Origin of the sequence: Shimia sp. MIT910701 (genome assembly GCF_047126315.1) — a bacterium.
Classification (GTDB): Bacteria; Pseudomonadota; Alphaproteobacteria; order Rhodobacterales; family Rhodobacteraceae; genus Shimia.
Genome location: NZ_CP138953.1, coordinates 4,057,267 through 4,075,082, shown reverse-complemented (window position 1 = coordinate 4,075,082; position 17,816 = coordinate 4,057,267). Strand labels below are relative to the sequence as shown.

Sequence of the window (17,816 nt, the reverse complement as noted above, 5' to 3'; positions counted from 1 at the left end):
TAGGGCGGATTGCAGCTGACCGCACAAGGACCTGGTGGTGCCCCTTCAGGAAGCGGTTGCGGCGATTGGCGTTTGGACCGGCTTTTGCATGCTGGGTGGACTGCCAAATTTGCGGGAAAACTCGCGGCTGAATTGGGTTGGGCTTTCATAGCCCACTTCATAAGCGGCGGATGCCACTGACAGGTTTTCGGACACCAGCAGTCGGCGTGCCTCAAGAAGGCGGAGATCTTTTTGATACTGCAATGGGGTTGTGGCTGTTACAGAGCGAAAGTGTTCGTGGAAGGCAGACAGGCTCATGCCGCAGTCGGAGGCGAGGTCAGCCACCGGCAGGCTTGATTTGAAGTTTGCCCGCATGGTCGCGATGACCTGGGCAATGCGGCTGGCGGGGCTGTCTTGGTTGAGCAATTGCCGCAGCATGCCGCCATGTTGGGCACGCAGCAGGCGGAAGTGGATTTCACGCAGCACCAGGGGCGCGAGAGTGCGGGCTTCGACCGGATCTTTGGATAGGTTGAACAAGCGGTGTATGGCATCAATCAAGGCGTCGTCGGAGGCGGCTACGTTGAGGGAATGGGCGCTGTCGGAGCTTTCGAAATCGGCCAATTCGTCTTGCATGCTGCGCGCCATCGCGAGGTCCAAACGCAATGCCAGCGCTGTATAAGGCGCATCGGGGCTGGCTTGCATGATCGCGGAGTCAACGGGGATAGCGTGGCTAACGATGAGCGTGTCCCCAGCGCTGTAGCGGACAACGCGCCCGTTTAAGTGAGCTTCTTTGGCGCCCTGCAGCACGAGACACATGATGGGTTCGTAAAACGAGGCGGCGCATGCGGTGGTTTCGGTTTGGGCAAAGGCGAACAGACCGTCCACACCCGTGGCGCATCCTGTGCCCACCGTTCCGGTTTTTTTGACCAGATCAAACACGTCAGCGATCAGATTTTTAGGTATCATGCAGCGGCCTCCCTTGCCTTGAGAATATAGTGGTTTGGTGTCGGGCTGGCATTCACAAAGATGTCAGTCTGGAGAATTGGGCAGATCATTTGGAGGATCAGGCACGGCGGTTGGGCACCGGCGGGTTAGGTTGAGGTAGGACAAACAAGGAGTCCTAACATGCCTCAGACAATTCTCATTACCGGAGCGTCTTCCGGGATCGGCAAAGAAACTGCGAAGCTTTTTGCGGCGCGTGGGTGGAATGTGGTTGCGACCATGCGCGCACCAGAAAAAGAAGAAGAGTTGACGTCGCTTGATAACACTTTGGTGACGCGGCTGGATGTGACCGACGCAACATCCATCGAAGCGGCAGTGGCTGCTGGCGTGACGCGATTTGGCAGAATGGATGTGCTGTTGAACAATGCCGGTTATGGCGCCTATGGGCCCTTGGAGGCGTTTCCAATGGAGCGCGTTCGGCGTCAATTTGATACCAATGTGATTGGTTTGATTGAGACCACCAAGGGGGTGTTGCCACATATGCGGAGCAATGGGGCGGGCACCATTGTCAATGTGTCTTCAATTGGGGGGCAAATAACATTTCCACTTGGCGCACTGTATCACGGCACAAAATTTGCGGTGGAAGGGATTTCCGAAGCTCTGCATTTTGAACTCGAGGCGGCAGGCATCAAAGTCAAAATTGTCGAGCCAGGAATGATTGCTACTGATTTTGGCGGCCGGTCGTTTGACTTTGTGAATGATGAGAGCATGGCCGAATATCAACCGGTTGTGCAGGCGTTGTTCAGCACGTGGGGTAGTGAAGAAATGACGGCCAATGCCTCGCAACCTAATGTGGTGGCTGAGGTGATTTGGGATGCCGTGACGGATGGGACCGATACGTTGCGATACCGGGCTGGTGCAGATGCGGTTGAGTTGCTCAACAACCGTAAAGCGCTTGACGATGCGACCTTCATTGGCGGGTTGAAAGCGCAGCTTGGACTTTGAGCCCAATGGGTGGGCTGGCCGCTGGTCCAAAAGTGGCCTTCCAACGTAATTGATACCATTGGATCGCAACTAAAACTTTGGCTCGAGACCATCAATTTTTGGATCGGGCCGACCTCACCCTAGAAGCAATGCCGCTTAGTAGGGGAGACAAAAACAGCTTTTGTAGCGAACAGGGAGACCTATAGCCATGGCAATTTCACTAAAGTTGAACGGGGAGACCCATACGGTTGAGGCCGAACCGGGCACACCGCTGTTGTGGGTGATCCGGGATGAGTTGAAGCTCACCGGCACAAAATTTGGGTGCGGGGTTGCGTCCTGCGGCGCCTGCACGGTGCATATGGACGGCGAGCCGGTGCGCTCTTGTCAGACGTATATTGAAGACGTCGAAGGGGCGGAGATCACCACCATCGAGAAGATGGAAGAGGACAAGGTGGGCGCGGCAGTGCAGCAGGCCTGGCGCGAGCTGGATGTGGTGCAGTGCGGTTATTGCCAGTCCGGGCAGATCATGAGTGCGGTTGGTCTGTTGCGTGAAAATGCGACCCCGACCGCTGAAGAGGTGGACGAATATATGTACGGTAATGCCTGCCGCTGTGCCACCTATCAACGTATCCGCGCGGGCGTTCTGCGCGCGTCTGAAATTCTGGAGGCTTGAGAGATATGACTGCCAATATTTCCCGTCGCGGATTTCTGAAATCTGCCGCTGCCGCCGCCGCTGTGTTGTATGTCGGGGCCACGCCGGATGGCGCGGCCGCTGCTGGATCTTCGGATGCGATGCTCAACCCGTTTGTGAAGATCGACAGCGATGGCAATGTGATTGCCATAATCAAACATTTCGAGAAGGGGCAGGGGCCTGCCACTGGTCTGTCGACGTTGATAGCCGAAGAGCTTGGTGTGACCATGGCGCAGATTGGCTATGAGTTCGCCCCCTCTGATCCTCAGGTCTATAACAACCTGTTCTTTGGACCGTTTCAGGGCACTGGTGGCTCGACCGCCATGGCCAACTCCTGGATGCAGTACCGCACCGCAGGCGCAAATGCGCGTGAGATGCTGATCAAGGCGGCGGCGCAAGCTTGGGGCGTGGATGCCGCGGGTTTGGACATCCAAGAGGGCATGGTCACCGGAGGTGGTCAATCTGCCCCACTAGGTGAGTTTGTGGCCGCGGCGGCAGAGATTGCGCCATCTGAAACACCGCGTTTGCGGGACCAAACCGAGTGGAAGATCATCGGAAACGAAGCGACGCGGCGTTTGGACAGCCCGATCAAAGTCAATGGCCAGGCCAAGTTTGGCATGGACGTGCACCTGCCCAATCAGATGGTGGTGATGATCAAGCGCACACCTCAACGGGGCGGCGTGGTTGCCGGGTTTGATGACAGCGCGGCCAAGGATGTAAAAGGCTTCATCATGGCGATGCCGCTGCCGACCAAACATGGTGTGGCGGTCTACGCGGAAAACACTTGGGCGGCGATGCAAGCGCGCGCGGCGATCGAGGTGGACTGGGATATGTCTGCAGCCGAGACGCGCTCTTCGCAGGAAATCCGCGATGAAATCATGGCCGCCTTGGAGGCCGCGCCGGTCTACAATGTGAACAAGGCGGATACACCTGCCATCAGCTCGGCAGTGGATGGGGCGGCTCAGGTGGTGGAGAAAGCTTTCTATTTCCCGCTGCTGGCCCATGCGCCAATGGAGCCGATGAACTGTACGATCGAGCAGACAGCAGAGGGCGACATTGTCCTGCATGACGGGGCGCAGATGCCGACCGGGCCACATATGGCGTATCAGCAAATCTTTGGTCTGCCAGCGGAAAAGATCCACATCAAAACCATGCTGACAGGTGGGTCTTTTGGGCGTCGGGCAACGCCGGATGCGGATTATCAGGTGGAAGCGGGCTTGGCCTTTGTGATGACCGACCGGTCTCGTCCGGTGAAACTGGTTTGGGATCGTGAAGACGACATTCGAGGCGGATACTATCGGCCAGCGACGGGGCACAAGGTGCGCGTAGGTCTAGATGCTGACGGTAAGATTGCCGCCTGGGAACATCAGGTGGCAGGTCAGTCGATCATGAAAGGCACGGCGTTTGAGGCGTTTTCGGTCAAGGATGGCGTGGACCATTCCACGGTCGAAGGTCTGGCTGACAGCCCTTATGTCATTCCGAACATGGCGGTTGGTTTGACCGACACCGAGAAGGCCACGTCTGTTTTGTGGTGGCGCTCAGTGGGGCACACGCACACCGCCTATGTGATGGAAGTCATGATGGATATGGCCGCCAAGGCGGCAGGGCGCGATCCGGTGGAATTCCGGTTGGCTTATCTGGAAGGTGGTGACAAAGACGCGCAGCGCAAGGCGGGCGTTTTGAAGCTCGCCGCCGAGAAAGGCAACTGGGGCAATCCGGCGGCAGGCAACGTGCAGGGCATCGCGGTGCACAAGTCCTTTGGGTCTTTTGTGGCGGAGGTGGTCGAAGTGTCAGGCACGCCTGCGGATGGCATCCAGATTGAGAAGGTCACGGCAGCGGTTGATTGCGGCATTGCGGTGAACCCGGATGTGATCCGGGCGCAGACCGAAGGCGCCATTGGCTACGGCATTGGGCACGCGATGCGGGACCAGATCACGCTGGACGGCGGGGCGGTGGAGCAATCCAATTTCCCGGATTACGAACCGCTGCGGATTTCCGACATCAAGGCGATTGAGACGCATATTGTGGCCTCTGCCGAAGCGCCCACAGGCATTGGTGAGCCAGGGACACCGCCATCGGCGCCCGCGTTGGCAAATGCCATTGCACAGCTGGATGTTCAGGTGGCCGAGCTGCCAATGAGCGAAAACGGCGTGTCTTTCGTCTAGGCTATCGGCGCATCGCGATCACGATGGTTGCGGTGCGCCGTCACCCCGAATTTTGGGCAACTCAGGGACGGCACTTCGCAACGCCAGAGTTTGCGAAAAAGTGGCGAACCCCGAAGCTGTTTGACGCTTTCCCGCCTTACTGGTGTTCAGTTGGAATCCCCGTACATGACCGTGCCAACGCGCGGTGAACCGTCGACGGCTGATGTCGATAGGGAAACCGTTGTGAAGCGCCAGTGCACAGTCATGTGCAAATATCCCAAAACAGGACACCCGTGTCTGTTCCATTGCGCTATGAAGGAACAATGTCGGTGGGCAGGATCCGGAGATGGGTCTTGTAGGTGTGGTCTTTATCTTTAGGCGTGTGACTTGATCGGAGATGGCCCCGTTAAAGTGGTGCGCAATTAACCAGTCAGGAACAATTGAATTGTAGGAGAGAAGTCCGCACGACTTGAAAAAGCAATGTGTCTAGAGGGCAGAAATTGGGAATTTTGGCTACGATAACCACGCCCTTTCGCTCTTCGATTGGGTTGGTGGTTCTAGCGTGCTTTCTGGTGCTTGTCACCGCGTTTGGCTCTGTGTTTGGTCGGCTTTGGGAGGCGGAAACTGAAGCGCTGAAGCGGGAAGCGGTCACCGTGCAAAACACGTTCAACGCCCACAAGCAGCAGCGCCTTTCCGAAATTGAACGCTATGCAGCGTCCAATGCGGCATATCAGAATATTGACCAGTCGTTTTCACAGGCCTGGGTTGAGACCCGGTTTGGCGAGGAGTTGGCGCGGGATTCCAACTATAATGGCACGTTCCTGATGGCGCCCAACGGAGAGATTGTTTTTGAGAACATTCCACAGGAGGAAAGCTGGAGCGCTGCCGATGTCCAAAGGTTGATGAGCAAAAAGCGGACCTTCGCCGACATCCGAGACAATTTTTTTTGTGGCCGCCCAGAGCCTGCCAGAAACCGGGAGCTTCTCCGGCCATTTCCCCGCGCTGTCCAATATTGAGGTGGTGACGTTTGGGGAGGAAGTCGCCTTGGCGGCATCCTTTGCGATTGTGCCAGACCCCGGAGGAATCGCGCTGACAGCACAGGCGCCGCATATTCTTGTCGCGGTGTATTGCATAGACGCGGACTACTTGAGCCACGTGCTGCGGGATTTGCCCGTCTCCGATTTGGAGTTCATCCGCACAGAACCAACCGATCAGAACAGCGTTCCGTTATACAGTGACGAAGACACGGTCGCGGGGTATCTTGTTTGGCAACCCATGAGCCAGTCGATGGAAATCCTGGTGGCGTCGACTCCCTTCTTGATCGTGTGTTTCTGCGTGATCTTTGCCATAGCGGTCTACTCGCTTCACCAGAACGCGCGTGGCCGGGTTGCGCTCAAAAGGCGGGAGCGGCTTGTGGAAGACAAGCAGCGCGAATTGGAGCACGGAAAGCGTGCTCTGGAGCAGGCGCATGAGGACCTCCAAAGCAATCAGGAGGAGCTTTACCGGTTGTCATTGGTCGCCAAACACGCCTCTGACAGCATCATTCTGAGCAATGCCAAGAGCGAAATTCTTTGGGTGAATGACGGTTTCTCACGGATGACAGGCTACCGCGCGGATGAGGCGATTGGAGCGACACCTGGTGAGCTTTTGAACGGGCCGGACACAGACTTTGGCACCGTCGCGAAGATCCGGGATCATATCAAGCGTGGCGAAGAATATTACACGGAAGTCCTGAGCTACACCAAATCTGGCGCGCCGTTTTGGGTGGAGGTCAATGTGGTGCCGGTTCTGGATGATACAGGCGCAGTTGAGTTTATTGTCGGTGTTGAGCGTGACATTACCCATACTAAGGCGCATGCGCGTGAGTTGGCTGACGCGAAGCGCGCAGCGGAGCAGGCGGATCGTGCGAAGTCTGAGTTTCTTGCCAACATGAGTCATGAAATCCGGACCCCGATGAACGGGATCATGGGAATGGCAGACCTCCTGGCGGAAAGCGAATTGGGGGCAGAAGAGCAAGCCTATGTAGACGTTGTCCGCAGCTCGTCCAATGCCTTGTTAAAAATCATCAATGACATTCTGGATCTGTCACGGCTTGAGACGGGCGCGGTCGAGATCGCAGGCGCTGATTTTGATCCGCGCAGTTGCGTTGAGGCGTCGGTGGACTTGCTGCGTCCCAAAGCGAAAGAAAAGGGGATTTCGCTGACGGTGACCTATGCCGAGGACTTGCCGCGCTGGGCGCATGGGGACGATGGGCGACTGCGCCAAATTTTGGTGAACCTGGTTGGAAATGCCGTGAAGTTCACGTCCGAAGGGGCTGTGACGGTGCGTGCCTCGGCTGCTGATGGGGATCCGTACCTTCTCAGTATTGCGGTGGAGGACACCGGGATTGGCATTTCCGAGGAACATGCCAGCCATGTTTTTGATCGCTTTTCTCAAGCCGACACAGCCACGACGCGTGCCTATGGTGGGACCGGACTGGGGCTCACCATTTCCAAGGCTTTGGCGGAGCGTATGGGGGGCGATATCACGTTGCGGTCTGAATTGGGTAATGGCTGTTGTTTCACTGTGCAGCTGCCCTTGGCGCCTGCGCAGGAGCCAAGTCTGTCTCTGGTGACCAAAGAGCATTCCCGCGCGACAACACAACTTTCACCCTGTGTGGTTCTGTTGGCGGAGGACAATAAGGTGAATCGCCTGTTGATCCGCAAATACCTGAGCGACCAACCCCTGGAGCTTGTCGAAGCGGAAGACGGCCGTAAGGCAGTGGATTTGTGTCGGGACGTGCAGCCCGACATTGTGCTGATGGATATGTCCATGCCGGAACTGGATGGGGTGTCTGCGACGCGGGAGATCCGCGCCTTGGGAATTGGGCAGCCGACGATTGTCGCCCTGACGGCCAATGCGTTTGAAAGCGACCGCAAGGCGTGTCTGTCTGCCGGAATGGATCATTTTCTTTCTAAGCCCATCGACAAGAATAGTCTGCTCCAGACCTTGGCAGCGCTTCAGGTCGAGAGGATGGGGGTATAAAAGCGCAGAAGCTGTTTTGGAGTGTGGCCCATGTCAGTGTGAGTGCTGCAAGAGCAAGAGCTTTTTAGAGTTTGTGGACGCCGAAGTGTTTCTAATAGCGGCGGAAAATACCTGCGGGGCTGGGCAAAAACATACGGGAAATTCTCTCACTTCACGGTAGGGCTCAAGGGTAACCGATTTTGCGAAAGCTGCCGTGCGGGGGCAATCTATGCATGCGCTATGAAACCGGAAGATAGGGCACACAGACCTTCCGGCAAATTCACGCATGACAAGACTTTAAGATCGCCATCCCAACATGCGCCGTTCGATGAAGCTGATGACCGCGCTGACCACAACGCCGAGCAACGACAGGATCACTACCCCGGCAAACAGACGCTCCAGATCATATAGCGAGCCGGCTTCCAGGATATAGGCGCCGATGCCATATTGCGCGCCGAGCATTTCGGCGGCGACCAGCAGGATAATCGCAATCGACAGGCTGATGCGCAGGCCTGACAGAATACCGGGCAAAGCGCCGGGCAAAATGATCTTGCGCACAATCGACCACCACGACAGGCCAAAGCTCTGTCCCATGCGGATCAGCGTGCGGTCCACGTTGTCCACTGCGCCATAGGTGGCCACGACGGTTGGGGTGAAGGTGCCAAAAGCGATGAGCGCGTATTTGGAGCCTTCGCCAATGCCAAACCAAATGACAAACAATGGCAGCAACGCGATTTTCGGGATCGGAAAAATGGCCGCGATCACTGGCACAAGGCCGGAGCGGATGTAGGAAAACAGCCCGATCAAGACGCCAACCGAGATGCCAATGCTAACCCCCAGGGTGGCACCCACTGCGAGACGGGCCAAAGATGGGCCAAGGTGCTGAAACAGCAAGCCACTGGAGTAGAGTTGGCGGAAGGTTTCCAGAACGTCGGACGGTTTTGGCAGTGTCAGTGCGGAGATCCAGCCTGCGCGGGTGCCCCATTCCGCCACCAGGATGAGGACTACAAATACCATCACGCCAATCCAGGCTTGGGGTTTGGGAGCAAATCCGCCGCCGCGGAACGCAACTGTGCGTTTGGAGGTATCAGACATGCAGAAGCTCCTCATCTGCCGCGCGGGCTTCGTCACGCATCAGGTTCCACAGCCGTTTTTGATAAGCGTCCAAATCCGCATCGCCAAAGGCGCGCTCGGACAGTGGCTTGTCGATCTCGACGATCTCCCGGATTTGTCCCGGGCGGCGTGACAGGACAACCACTTTGTGTCCCAAACGCACGGCTTCGGCCAGGTTGTGAGTGACATAGACCGCCGTGAACGGCTGGCGCGACCAGAGGTTCACCAGATCATCCATCAAAAGCTCGCGTGTCTGGCTGTCCAGCGCAGACAAAGGCTCATCCATCAACATCACCGCAGGCTTCACAGCCAAGGCGCGGGCAATGGCAACACGTTGTTTCATGCCGCCGGACAGTTGTTTTGGCAGAGCTTTGGCAAAATCTGTCAGCCTGGTACGGGCGAGCACATCGTCAATGATCTCCCGCGCCGCTGCGCTGCGAATGCCATGATCCTCCAGCACAAGCGAGATGTTGCCCTTGACGGTGCGCCACGGCAGCAGAGCAAAATCCTGAAAAATATAGGTCAGCGGGTTGAGACAGTCTTTGGGCGCATCGCCAACTTGCAGCACCTGGCCGCGCTGCGGGCGTTCTAATCCACCAATGAACCGCAACAACGTCGATTTTCCGCATCCCGACGGGCCAACGATACAGATGATCTGTTGGTTGGGGATGTCGAGGGTGATGTCGCGCATCACCTCAAAATCATCGTAGGAATGGCCAATGCCCTCAAGCCTGATGTCCATTGTCTGCCTCAAATAGTCTGCGGCGGGGCAGTTTGGACCGCCCCTCCAGAGAGCGGTTTTAGCCGCCGATGGTTTTTACGTAGGAGCTGTCCACAAGGGTGTCGAGCGTGATGTCTTTGCCCACCAGGCCTTCGGATTGGAACCAGCTCAGCTGATCCTGAACGGAGCCCAGGTTCAATGCCGCACCGGAGCTGATACGCATGGTGCCATTGATGATAGAGCCTGCGGCCTTGGCGCGTTCGCGGTCTGTGTAGACATACTTATGGATCAGATCGACCATTTCGTCCTGATCGGCGGTGCCGTCAATCATCGCCGCCGCATAGTCATCCACACCTTTGGAGAATCCGGCCAGGAAACTCTCGGTCTGGCCACGCTCATTGGCGGCGTTGTTGGCGGAGGTGAAAACCGTTGTGACCTGATAGTCTGGAATATAGTCCGCCACATTGCCCACGATGTGCCATGCGCCGGCTTTGGCCAGTGGCTTGGCGATATGGGGCACAATGGACCAGCCATCAACCTGGCCGGACTTCATTGCGCCAATGATCGCCCCGACTTTTTGCAGCGGCGTGTAGCTCAGCTCGATGCCTTCGGCTGCGGCCATCTTGGCGCCCATGTAGTGGAAGGATGAACCAGCCTGGGTGATGGCGTATTTCTTGCCATTCAGATCTTTCAGGCTCTGGATGCCAGCCTGATAAGACGCGTCGGAGATCAGGTATTTCTGACCGTCAATGCCTGCTTCTTCTTGCAGCGCACCGCCAATAACCTTGATCGCGCCTTTGTCTGCGAGGCTGATGAGGCCGCCGGAAATCGCGGTTACGGCGTAGTCGATGTCTCCGCTGGCAATCGCCACGGCCATAGGCTGGGCCGCCTGGAAGAATTCGAACTCCACGTCCAGACCGGCCTCGGCAAAATAGCCGCGCTCAAAGGCCACGAAGTTGCCGGAGTGGGATGTGAAGCGCAGCGCGCCCACTTTGATTTTCTTGTTCATGGCCAGAGCTGGCGCGGCGAGGCCGCTGGCTGCCACGGTGCCGCCCATCAGGGCCATTGCCTTACGGCGCGAAAGTTTGATCACGTTATCCTCCCAATGATCTGTGCTAAATGTCCGGATGTAATTCCGATTTGATGTCGTCTTCTAAAGCCGCAAGAGCAGTCTTGCAGTCGCGGGTCAGAACCGCATCCACAAGTGTCTGTTGTCGAACACAGCGATCGTCAAAGTCGAGCCGACCCTCGCGCAACAGCGCCAGCCGGAAGCGTCGGCTTTGGTTGTAAAGCTTGCGTTGCAGATCGATCAGGCGCGGGCTGCCGCAGGCGTCAATCAGGGCGTAGGAAAACGCGCGGCAGGCTTCGTCCCACTCCATGGCGGTTAAGTCATCTGTGGTCTCGGTAAGCGTTGTTTCGGCTTTGCGCAGCGCGTGATGTGCGGCGATCACACGGCCTTCCCAGGCCACATCTCCGTGTTCTAATGCCAGTCCCAAAGCCAGTTTCTCGATCTCGGTGCGCACCATCAGAATGTCGCGCACATCGTCCTCGGTGGCAGAGGCCACGCGGAAGCCACGTTGCGAGGTGGCCTCCACCAAACCCTCCGCCGTGAGCAGCCGCAGCGTCTCGCGCATCGAGTGGTTGGACCCGCCATAACGCGCCCGCAGGTTTTGCAGTTTCAGCTTTTGATCCGGCAACAAAGCGCCAAAGGAGATGTCGCGGCGCAACGCAGCTGCCAGCATCGCGATGACGGTGTCGTCTTCTTTGGTGTCGCGCCGAAGGATCATTGTGTTGTCCAAAACTCAAAATGTTGGACATTTTTGAAAACACTGAACGCTTCGAGTCAAGTGGTTTGTAAATTCGGCAATGCCGAAAGGCTTTTAGCTGCGTCGGCAGACATTTGCGTTGAGTTACCGAAAGGCAGAGAACGCATGGGGACGGGCGGCTGCGTTGAGGTGGCGCCGGGTGTCTTCAAACACGGCACAGGCGGCGTCGACCAAGCGTTGTTCCTGTGGGCTGCGGTAGGTGCGGCGTTTGGGCAGGGTCTCGCGAGTTTGGTCCTGCTTGGTTTCGCGCTGCGTGTTTTCAGAACGCTGTGAGCGGTGTGTGTCCGTTTTGGCGCGGGGGGGGCGACGGGGTGCGCGAGGGCTTTGTCGGCGTGCTTTTGCGCTAGGCTTTTTGTCTTTTTGCAGGCGGTGATGGGCAACGGCGTCATAGGCCGCGTTGATTTCGCCCATGCGGCGCGAGGCTTCCTCTGGATCGGTGCGGGCCAAATCCGGATGGTAGCTGCGCACCAGTTTGCGCCAGGCAGACCGCATCTCCTTGTCAGACACATCAGGGGTCACACCCAACAGTTCATAGGCCTGTGCGATGTCGTTGTTCATGGCCTGTCCCTCGTGTCCCTGCGTGCGGTCGTTAATCATTTGGTAATAATTTGACCTACCTTTTCCGAGATATGTCTGGAAGCGGGGGCGGTAACCGTTGGTTAACACTTCTAAAAGTTAACCTTGATCTGGTCGTGAGGCGTGGGCGCTTTCTAAGGTGTTGTCCCAAAACAAAAAGCCCCGACGCAGCGCGTCGGGGCTTTTCGGAAATCAGTGGGGGGAGATCAGTTCGCTTTGATCAGGTGCTGGGCAACCATATCGTGATCGAGCCACAGAACCGGGCCATCCGGTGCGCCGGAAGAGCCAAAGATCAGCGCGCCGGTGGCGTTCACAACATGCTGGCTGAGCACGTCACTCACGAGCACTTTGCGGTTGCTGTGCAGCGCCACGATGTCTTGCGAGGTGCCCACAGTCATGTCGACCTGATCGGCGGAGTTGGCCATGGGCCAAGCAGTGAAGTTATAGAACGGCTGCATGGCATCGCTTTGTTGGTAGTCTTGCACGGTCTTTAGCACGCTTTCCAAAGACACGTCGTCTTTCAGCAGGGCTTGGCATTCCGCCCAGAGCGCGTCGACCCAGGCACCACCGCCTTCATGGCGCAGCGCTTCCAGCAAAGGCAGCAGGGACAGTTCGATGCCCGCAAACACATCCGAAGAGTTGGTGCGGATTTCCGGGCAGTTGTAGACGGTGGCCTTTACGCCGTTGTCCCATGCCGTTTGGGCGAACTGCTCTAGGCGCATTTTGGCGTAGCCCTGGGTGTAGCTGGTGTAGGTCTGCCAGCGGTACTCGCCACCGATCAGAACGCGGGTGCCATGGTAGCCATATGCGGAGTAGCGAACCTGACCGCCGTCGGCCTCGATCTTGCCGCGCAGTTCAGCGCTGTGCTCCAGCAGGTGGCCAAAGCTGTTGGCGGTCACTTCGTCAAAGTTTTGCAGGATCAGCTTACCAAGGTCGGCGTCCAGCAGGGCTTGAGACGACATGTGCCTTGCGCCGCGGCCTTTGTAGATACGGTTGGCAATCGCCAAGAAAGCCTTCGCGCGCGGAATGCCGCCCGCCATGGTGTGGGCGAAGTGCACGTTTTTGCCCGCAGGAATGTGTACAGCAAGCGCGCCCATAACTTCTTTCAGCGCGCCGGTGAAACGGGCGGTGCCGATCTCGCGGCAAGCGTCAACCTTGTCCCAGTCGAGTTTGAACTCTTGCCAGTTGTCCAGGGTCATCTCTTTGAGCATGTCAGTTGGCGTTTCGCCCCCTTCCGGTGCGTCCATGTCAAAGCCGGCCATCAGCGGGATGTTGATGATTTTGCCGCCGAGGTTGTCTTCAGCCTGGGCCAGTTCTTCGTCGGTCAGCGCGCGCAGAGTGCCATCGTCTTCGCGGCGGCCAACGGTGATGCCGACAATAGTCATTCCGGCCGCTTTGGCGGAGTCGATCAGACCGGTGGCGTAGCCGCGGCCAAAGAGTTCGCCAAAGAGGACAAACACGTCACCTTCGCCATAAAGCGTGTTGTCGGGCAGGTGTGTCAGAGGGATAGACTGTTCCATTGTGTCTTTCTGTCTTCTGTGGTCGTGCAGGGCCAAATCGCCCGCAGCGGAAAATGATTTCTGTCTAATTGCCTGAGTGGCGCGTCAGGGTCAAATCCAGAAACGATTTGATCGCCAATTGCAACCGGATGTGGGCGAAGAGCCGCAATTTGCGTCATTCTGGCAAAAGCGTCCGGCGGTATTCGCGAGGTGAGAGGCCGGTTTGGGAGCGGAAGAACCGTTCAAAGTGAGATTGATCGGTATAGCCAAGGGCCTGTGCCACGCCGGCCACGCTGTGTTTGGGGTCGGCAAACATCTCTTTGGCCACGTCAACGCGCAGACGTTTGAGTTCGCGCGCAAGAGTGGTGTCCTGCAGTTTCAGGGAAGACGTGAGGCGGGTTGGTGAGATGCCAAGTGCCTGTGCGTGGTCTGCAACGGTCTGTGAGCGATCCGCCAAAGTAGGGCGCGCTGCTGTGCGCAGAGCTCTGACAATTGAGAGGTCGGTGTCCCGCGACGCTGGCGCATCGTTGGATCGCATGTCTTGTGGACGCACTGGCAGGGTGAGCCAGGCGCTGGGGAAAGACAGGGCCAGCCCGGAAACTGCGGCGTGTTTTACGGTAACCCCGGTGGGGGCTTCTGGCAAAGCTTCCGGAAAGGCTGTCGCCAATGTAACCTGTTTGGGCGACCAGTGGGATTTCGCCAGGTATTGCAGCGTGCGGATGTGCAGGCCCATGCCAAAACCTTCAACTTGCACAGGGGCTTGGTGGGTTTGAACCGTGCGGTCCACGGTGTATGTGGCTTGAAGCGCGTCCACCTTCAGGGTGTGGCGGACGGAACTGGCTTGCTGTGGGACACTTAGCAGGAACCGCGTATAGTACTCGCCAATGGTGCGAGCATTTTCAAAAGCGTCTTGGGTCGGCAGCCAGGCTTTCATGTCGAAATTATCGGCAACGTGGTAGCCGAGGTGCGGGTCTTTGGCTTTTTCCGCGAGGCTGTTTGTGAGGCCGTAGATGATTTCGGCATGTACAGCTTTCTCAGGGTCGCGCAAATCTTGGGTAACAAGACCAAAGGATTTTAGCGCGGCTTCGACATTGGCGCCGCGCGCCCTAGCAAGCTCGACAAAGGGACGCAGAAGCTGGGCTTTGACAAAGCCGTCATGTTTGGTGGGCATGGGGCGCGATCCGTTTTGTTATTCAGTTACTTTTAGGCCAGTTTTTGCGTGTTTGTCGGCCAGTTTTTCTCAGTGTGACGGGAAAATTGATCGAAACTGGCCGGAACGGCGCAACACGCTCAGGTAGTATTGTGGAGAATTCTATAGGGGCGCCATTATGTCTAGTCGAATTGTCTCAGGGTTTGTGTCCGCTGTTGTCGGTTTGTTTGCCTCGTCTTTGTCCGCGCAAGAGGCTGCACCACAAACACTTTTTACCAATGTGCATGTGTTTGACGGTGTGAATGAGGCGCGGATTGAAAACGCCTCGGTGCTGGTGGAAGGCAACCTGATCAAGGCCGTGAGCACGGAGGCGATCGATGCGCCGGATGCCACGGTGATTGATGGTGGTGGGCGGACGCTGACACCGGGATTTGTTGAGGCGCACGCGCATTTGATGCTGATGGGGCCAAGCATTCCAGCGATGGAGGCCAATGTCACCTGGGAAGATTTTGCCATTCACGGCACGCGGATGGCAGAGATGTACCTGATGCAGGGGTTCACCACAGTGCGGGATGCCGGTGGCGGCAACGGCGGCCTGCGGCGTGCGATTGACAGTGGTCAAATTATTGGACCGCGCTATTACCCTTCGGCGGCCTTCATCGGCACGCGTGGCGGACACGCGGACTTTGCCAACTTCACTTCGCCACCCGGCGCGTCCACCAATTTTGGTCGTCTGAACATGGCGCAAGAGGCTGACAATGTCGCGGATGTGCAGAAGTTCGGCCGCAACAACTTCCGCATGGGCGCAACACAGCTCAAGTATATGCAATCCGGTGGCGTGGTGTCGGCCTTTGATCCTTGGCAGTTGCTGGCGGGGTCGCCCGAAGAAATCAAAGCAGCGGTGCAGGTCGCCGAAGAGTACGGCAGCTATGTTATGGCGCACTCCTACCGCAAGGAGGCGATTTTGGGGGCATTGGAAGCGGGCGTGATGTCGATCGAACACGGTTTTTCGTTTGACTGCGAGATTGCCGAAGTGATGAATGCCAAAGGTGCCTTTATCACCACCAATCTTACGGCATTTGATCCGGGGCTGCTCAGCATTCCTGCAGTCGCCAGTGTCCCTAGCAGTTTGGCAAAAGCAAAGTCAGCCTCTGCGACGTTCGCCAATTACATTCCTAATATGCAGGAATGTCCGGTCAAACGCGCGTTCCAGACGGATTGTGTGGGCTCGGTCGCGGCTTGTAACATTCAGATTGCCTACGAGAAAAAGCTGAACAACGACTTCTTTGGGCCCTATGCGTCCATGGTGACATTGACCTCGGTTGGCGGCGAGTTGGTGGGCCTGTCCGGGGATTTCACCAATCCTTACACCGCAGGCAAGCTGGGTGTGATCGAAGAAGGCGCCTATGCGGATATTCTGTTGATCGATGGCAACCCGCTGGAAGATTTCTCTGTGGTTGGCACTGGGGATAAATGGTTTGGCGCGGACCCGCGTCCAGCAAGCCCCGAAACTCTGCGTGTGATCATGAAAGACGGCGTGATCTATAAGAACACACTGGACTAATTGCGATTTAGCGCCCGCTGCGACATGGTGGGCGCTTCTTTCTTTCTGATGGAGTAGGGGCGTGACCTTCAAGCCGGTCTGTTTGATCACTGCAATGGCGTTCTTGACGGCAGGCGCCTTGTCGGCGCAAGAGCGCGGATTGTCTGGCCCGTCTTCGGTTGCGGCGGAGTTGGAGCCAGGGGACGGTTTGACCGATCCGCAGCTGCGCTCTGATTTTCCGCGCAATGTCGCGCCCGGTTGGTTTGCCTGGAAAGACGGGCTTGCGGAGAATGGCTTCAAGTTCAACTTCGACTATCTCGCGCTGAGCCAGTGGAGTGATCTGAACGCGACGGAAGACCACGCTGCTGGAGGTATGTTCCGGTTTTATGGCAATTGGGCGGCGACCGAGAATGGCAGCCTGACGTTCAAGCTGGAGCATCGGCACGCCTATACCGATGTGGCGCCCCAGAACCTTGGATTTGCTGCAAAAGCAACGTTTATGCCGGGCACCGCGTTTAACGACAATGGCACCCTGCTGACCAACTTGTTCTGGACACAGCGCGCGCCGAAAGGTGGCTGGAGTTTCCAGGCTGGCCAGATCGATGTGACCGATTTTTTGGATATCTACGGCGCGGTGAGCCCCTATTCGGCATTTCAGAACCTGTCGTTTAACACCAATCCCACAATCAACGCGCCAAACCCCGGTTTGGGCTTGGCGGGCGGCGTGTGGCTTGGCGATACCGTCTATGCGGTGGGCAGTGTCGCTGATGCCAACGCGGCCCCGTCTGATCCGGGGTTTGATGTGTTTGACCACGGCAAGCTGTTCAAGAGCCTAGAGCTGGGTGTCACCAGCGCGCGGGACCGGATCTATTTTGACAATGTGCATCTGACCCTTTGGCACATTGATGCAGATGCCAGCAAAAACAGGGCGGAGGACTATGGTGCAAGTTTCTCGGCAGCTTGGTTTGTCAACAATACGTGGTTGCCATTCTTGCGTGCCGGTGTCGCGGATCAAGGCACGGGGCTGTATAAGCGTTCTCTGTCTACTGGCCTGGCGTATTACGGACGTAACACCGATGCGGCTGGCGTTGGGTTGAACTGGGCGGAGAGTGCGACCTCCACCCAGGCGCAGTTTACGGCGGAGCTGTTTTACCGTTTCTCGCTGTCGTCCGGTTTCCAGATAACGCCGTCGATCCAGGTGATCGACAATCCCCTGGACAATCCCGGGTTGGGTACTGTGACCGTGCTGGGGCTGCGCACGCGATTGGTCTTCTAAAGCCAGTCGGCGTGATTGCGAGTCGGCACTGTTAGCGCGCGATCTGTTTTCGCAAATTTTGGCCGGTACGAAATGTCACACCTTCTGGAATGAAAATGTTAGCGCTCGCATTTTTGCAGAGCGCGATTTTGCCGTGCCTCAACACGTTAACAAGTTCTTTCCAAGTCCTTATGAATATGGGTTTTCCGGCCCTCATCAGAAAAAAATTTACAGTATGCGGTGGCTGGTCGGAAAAATATTTACAGATTTTCTGTTTTATTTCCGTGCTTTGTTTCCTTGTTTTCACAAATCCCTATTCTGACCGCGGGGTCTTGAGCCATCTGGCTTGAGTGAGGAGTTTTTAAAGTTTTTGACCGAGGGAGGAGCCTT

At 57.0% G+C, this 17,816-nt stretch carries 15 protein-coding genes; 7 read left to right on the top strand and 8 right to left on the bottom strand.

All coding sequences use genetic code 11. The features are described from left to right. Positions 1–45: 45 nt before the first annotated feature. Complete coding sequence (locus tag SIB38_RS19850) at positions 46–945, bottom strand: AraC family transcriptional regulator (protein ID WP_294118659.1); 900 nt, start codon at positions 943–945, stop codon at positions 46–48. 159 nt (positions 946–1,104) lie between these two features. Between SIB38_RS19850 and SIB38_RS19845 the strand changes: the two genes are divergently transcribed. The 5 genes from SIB38_RS19845 to SIB38_RS19825 all read left to right on the top strand — a co-directional run bounded on the left by SIB38_RS19845 (position 1,105) and on the right by SIB38_RS19825 (position 7,764). Next, a complete protein-coding gene (locus tag SIB38_RS19845) occupies positions 1,105–1,926 on the top strand; it encodes an SDR family oxidoreductase (RefSeq protein WP_412550906.1) in 822 nt (273 codons plus the stop codon). Between the two features lie 187 nt (positions 1,927–2,113). Further along, entirely contained in the window at positions 2,114–2,578 is a 465-nt protein-coding gene (locus SIB38_RS19840; RefSeq protein ID WP_294118662.1) for a (2Fe-2S)-binding protein, read from the top strand. A 5-nt stretch (positions 2,579–2,583) separates the two neighbouring features. Further along, the gene (locus SIB38_RS19835; protein WP_294118664.1) at positions 2,584–4,761 is read left to right on the top strand and encodes a xanthine dehydrogenase family protein molybdopterin-binding subunit; all 2,178 of its coding nucleotides are present in this window, start codon (positions 2,584–2,586) and stop codon (positions 4,759–4,761) included. A 575-nt stretch (positions 4,762–5,336) separates the two neighbouring features. After that, on the top strand, positions 5,337–5,756 hold the full coding sequence (locus SIB38_RS19830; RefSeq protein ID WP_412550905.1) for a CHASE4 domain-containing protein: 420 nt from the start codon (positions 5,337–5,339) through the stop codon (positions 5,754–5,756). Continuing rightward, on the top strand, positions 5,689–7,764 hold the full coding sequence (locus SIB38_RS19825) for an ATP-binding protein (RefSeq protein ID WP_412550904.1): 2,076 nt from the start codon (positions 5,689–5,691) through the stop codon (positions 7,762–7,764). Before SIB38_RS19830 ends, SIB38_RS19825 begins: the two co-directional genes overlap by 68 nt. Positions 7,765–8,040: 276 nt before the next feature. Here SIB38_RS19825 and SIB38_RS19820 read toward each other — a convergent pair whose 3' ends face one another. The 7 genes from SIB38_RS19820 to SIB38_RS19790 form a co-directional block, all read right to left on the bottom strand. After that, positions 8,041–8,838, bottom strand: a complete 798-nt coding sequence (locus SIB38_RS19820) for an ABC transporter permease (protein ID WP_294118667.1) — start codon at positions 8,836–8,838, stop codon at positions 8,041–8,043. Then, positions 8,831–9,598, bottom strand: a complete 768-nt coding sequence (locus SIB38_RS19815; RefSeq protein ID WP_294118669.1) for an ABC transporter ATP-binding protein — start codon at positions 9,596–9,598, stop codon at positions 8,831–8,833. The genes SIB38_RS19820 and SIB38_RS19815 overlap by 8 nt, the downstream gene beginning before the upstream one ends. 58 nt (positions 9,599–9,656) lie before the next feature. Then, positions 9,657–10,670, bottom strand: coding sequence for an ABC transporter substrate-binding protein (locus tag SIB38_RS19810; RefSeq protein WP_294118671.1), 1,014 nt, complete (start codon positions 10,668–10,670; stop codon positions 9,657–9,659). A 22-nt stretch (positions 10,671–10,692) separates the two neighbouring features. After that, positions 10,693–11,364, bottom strand: a complete 672-nt coding sequence (locus SIB38_RS19805) for an FCD domain-containing protein (protein WP_294118672.1) — start codon at positions 11,362–11,364, stop codon at positions 10,693–10,695. Between the two features lie 123 nt (positions 11,365–11,487). Then, positions 11,488–11,961 (bottom strand): J domain-containing protein, encoded by a 474-nt coding sequence (locus SIB38_RS19800; protein ID WP_412550903.1) that lies wholly within the window; start codon positions 11,959–11,961, stop codon positions 11,488–11,490. A 224-nt stretch (positions 11,962–12,185) separates the two neighbouring features. After that, positions 12,186–13,499, bottom strand: a complete 1,314-nt coding sequence (locus SIB38_RS19795; protein WP_412550902.1) for an enoyl-acyl carrier protein reductase FabMG — start codon at positions 13,497–13,499, stop codon at positions 12,186–12,188. 154 nt (positions 13,500–13,653) lie between these two features. Further along, entirely contained in the window at positions 13,654–14,649 is a 996-nt protein-coding gene (locus SIB38_RS19790; RefSeq protein WP_412550901.1) for a helix-turn-helix domain-containing protein, read from the bottom strand. Positions 14,650–14,806: 157 nt separating this feature from the next. On the opposite strand from SIB38_RS19790, the gene SIB38_RS19785 reads away from it, so the two are divergent. Beyond that, positions 14,807–16,192 (top strand): amidohydrolase family protein, encoded by a 1,386-nt coding sequence (locus tag SIB38_RS19785; RefSeq protein WP_294118677.1) that lies wholly within the window; start codon positions 14,807–14,809, stop codon positions 16,190–16,192. A 61-nt stretch (positions 16,193–16,253) separates the two neighbouring features. Then, complete coding sequence (locus tag SIB38_RS19780) at positions 16,254–17,447, top strand: carbohydrate porin (protein WP_412550900.1); 1,194 nt, start codon at positions 16,254–16,256, stop codon at positions 17,445–17,447. The last annotated feature ends 369 nt before the right edge of the window (positions 17,448–17,816 follow it).

Bases quoted from the DNA above. Each gene is read 5' to 3' on its own strand.
- SIB38_RS19845 (WP_412550906.1), top strand. From the start codon at position 1,105: ATGCCTCAGACAATTCTCATTACCGGAGCGTCTTCCGGGATCGGCAAA.
- SIB38_RS19785 (WP_294118677.1), top strand. From the start codon at position 14,807: ATGTCTAGTCGAATTGTCTCAGGGTTTGTGTCCGCTGTTGTCGGTTTG.
- SIB38_RS19790 (WP_412550901.1), bottom strand. From the start codon at position 14,649: ATGCCCACCAAACATGACGGCTTTGTCAAAGCCCAGCTTCTGCGTCCC.
- SIB38_RS19820 (WP_294118667.1), bottom strand. From the start codon at position 8,838: ATGTCTGATACCTCCAAACGCACAGTTGCGTTCCGCGGCGGCGGATTT.
- SIB38_RS19795 (WP_412550902.1), bottom strand. From the start codon at position 13,499: ATGGAACAGTCTATCCCTCTGACACACCTGCCCGACAACACGCTTTAT.
- SIB38_RS19840 (WP_294118662.1), top strand. From the start codon at position 2,114: ATGGCAATTTCACTAAAGTTGAACGGGGAGACCCATACGGTTGAGGCC.
- SIB38_RS19815 (WP_294118669.1), bottom strand. From the start codon at position 9,598: ATGGACATCAGGCTTGAGGGCATTGGCCATTCCTACGATGATTTTGAG.
- SIB38_RS19800 (WP_412550903.1), bottom strand. From the start codon at position 11,961: ATGAACAACGACATCGCACAGGCCTATGAACTGTTGGGTGTGACCCCT.
- SIB38_RS19835 (WP_294118664.1), top strand. From the start codon at position 2,584: ATGACTGCCAATATTTCCCGTCGCGGATTTCTGAAATCTGCCGCTGCC.
- SIB38_RS19850 (WP_294118659.1), bottom strand. From the start codon at position 945: ATGATACCTAAAAATCTGATCGCTGACGTGTTTGATCTGGTCAAAAAA.
- SIB38_RS19805 (WP_294118672.1), bottom strand. From the start codon at position 11,364: ATGATCCTTCGGCGCGACACCAAAGAAGACGACACCGTCATCGCGATG.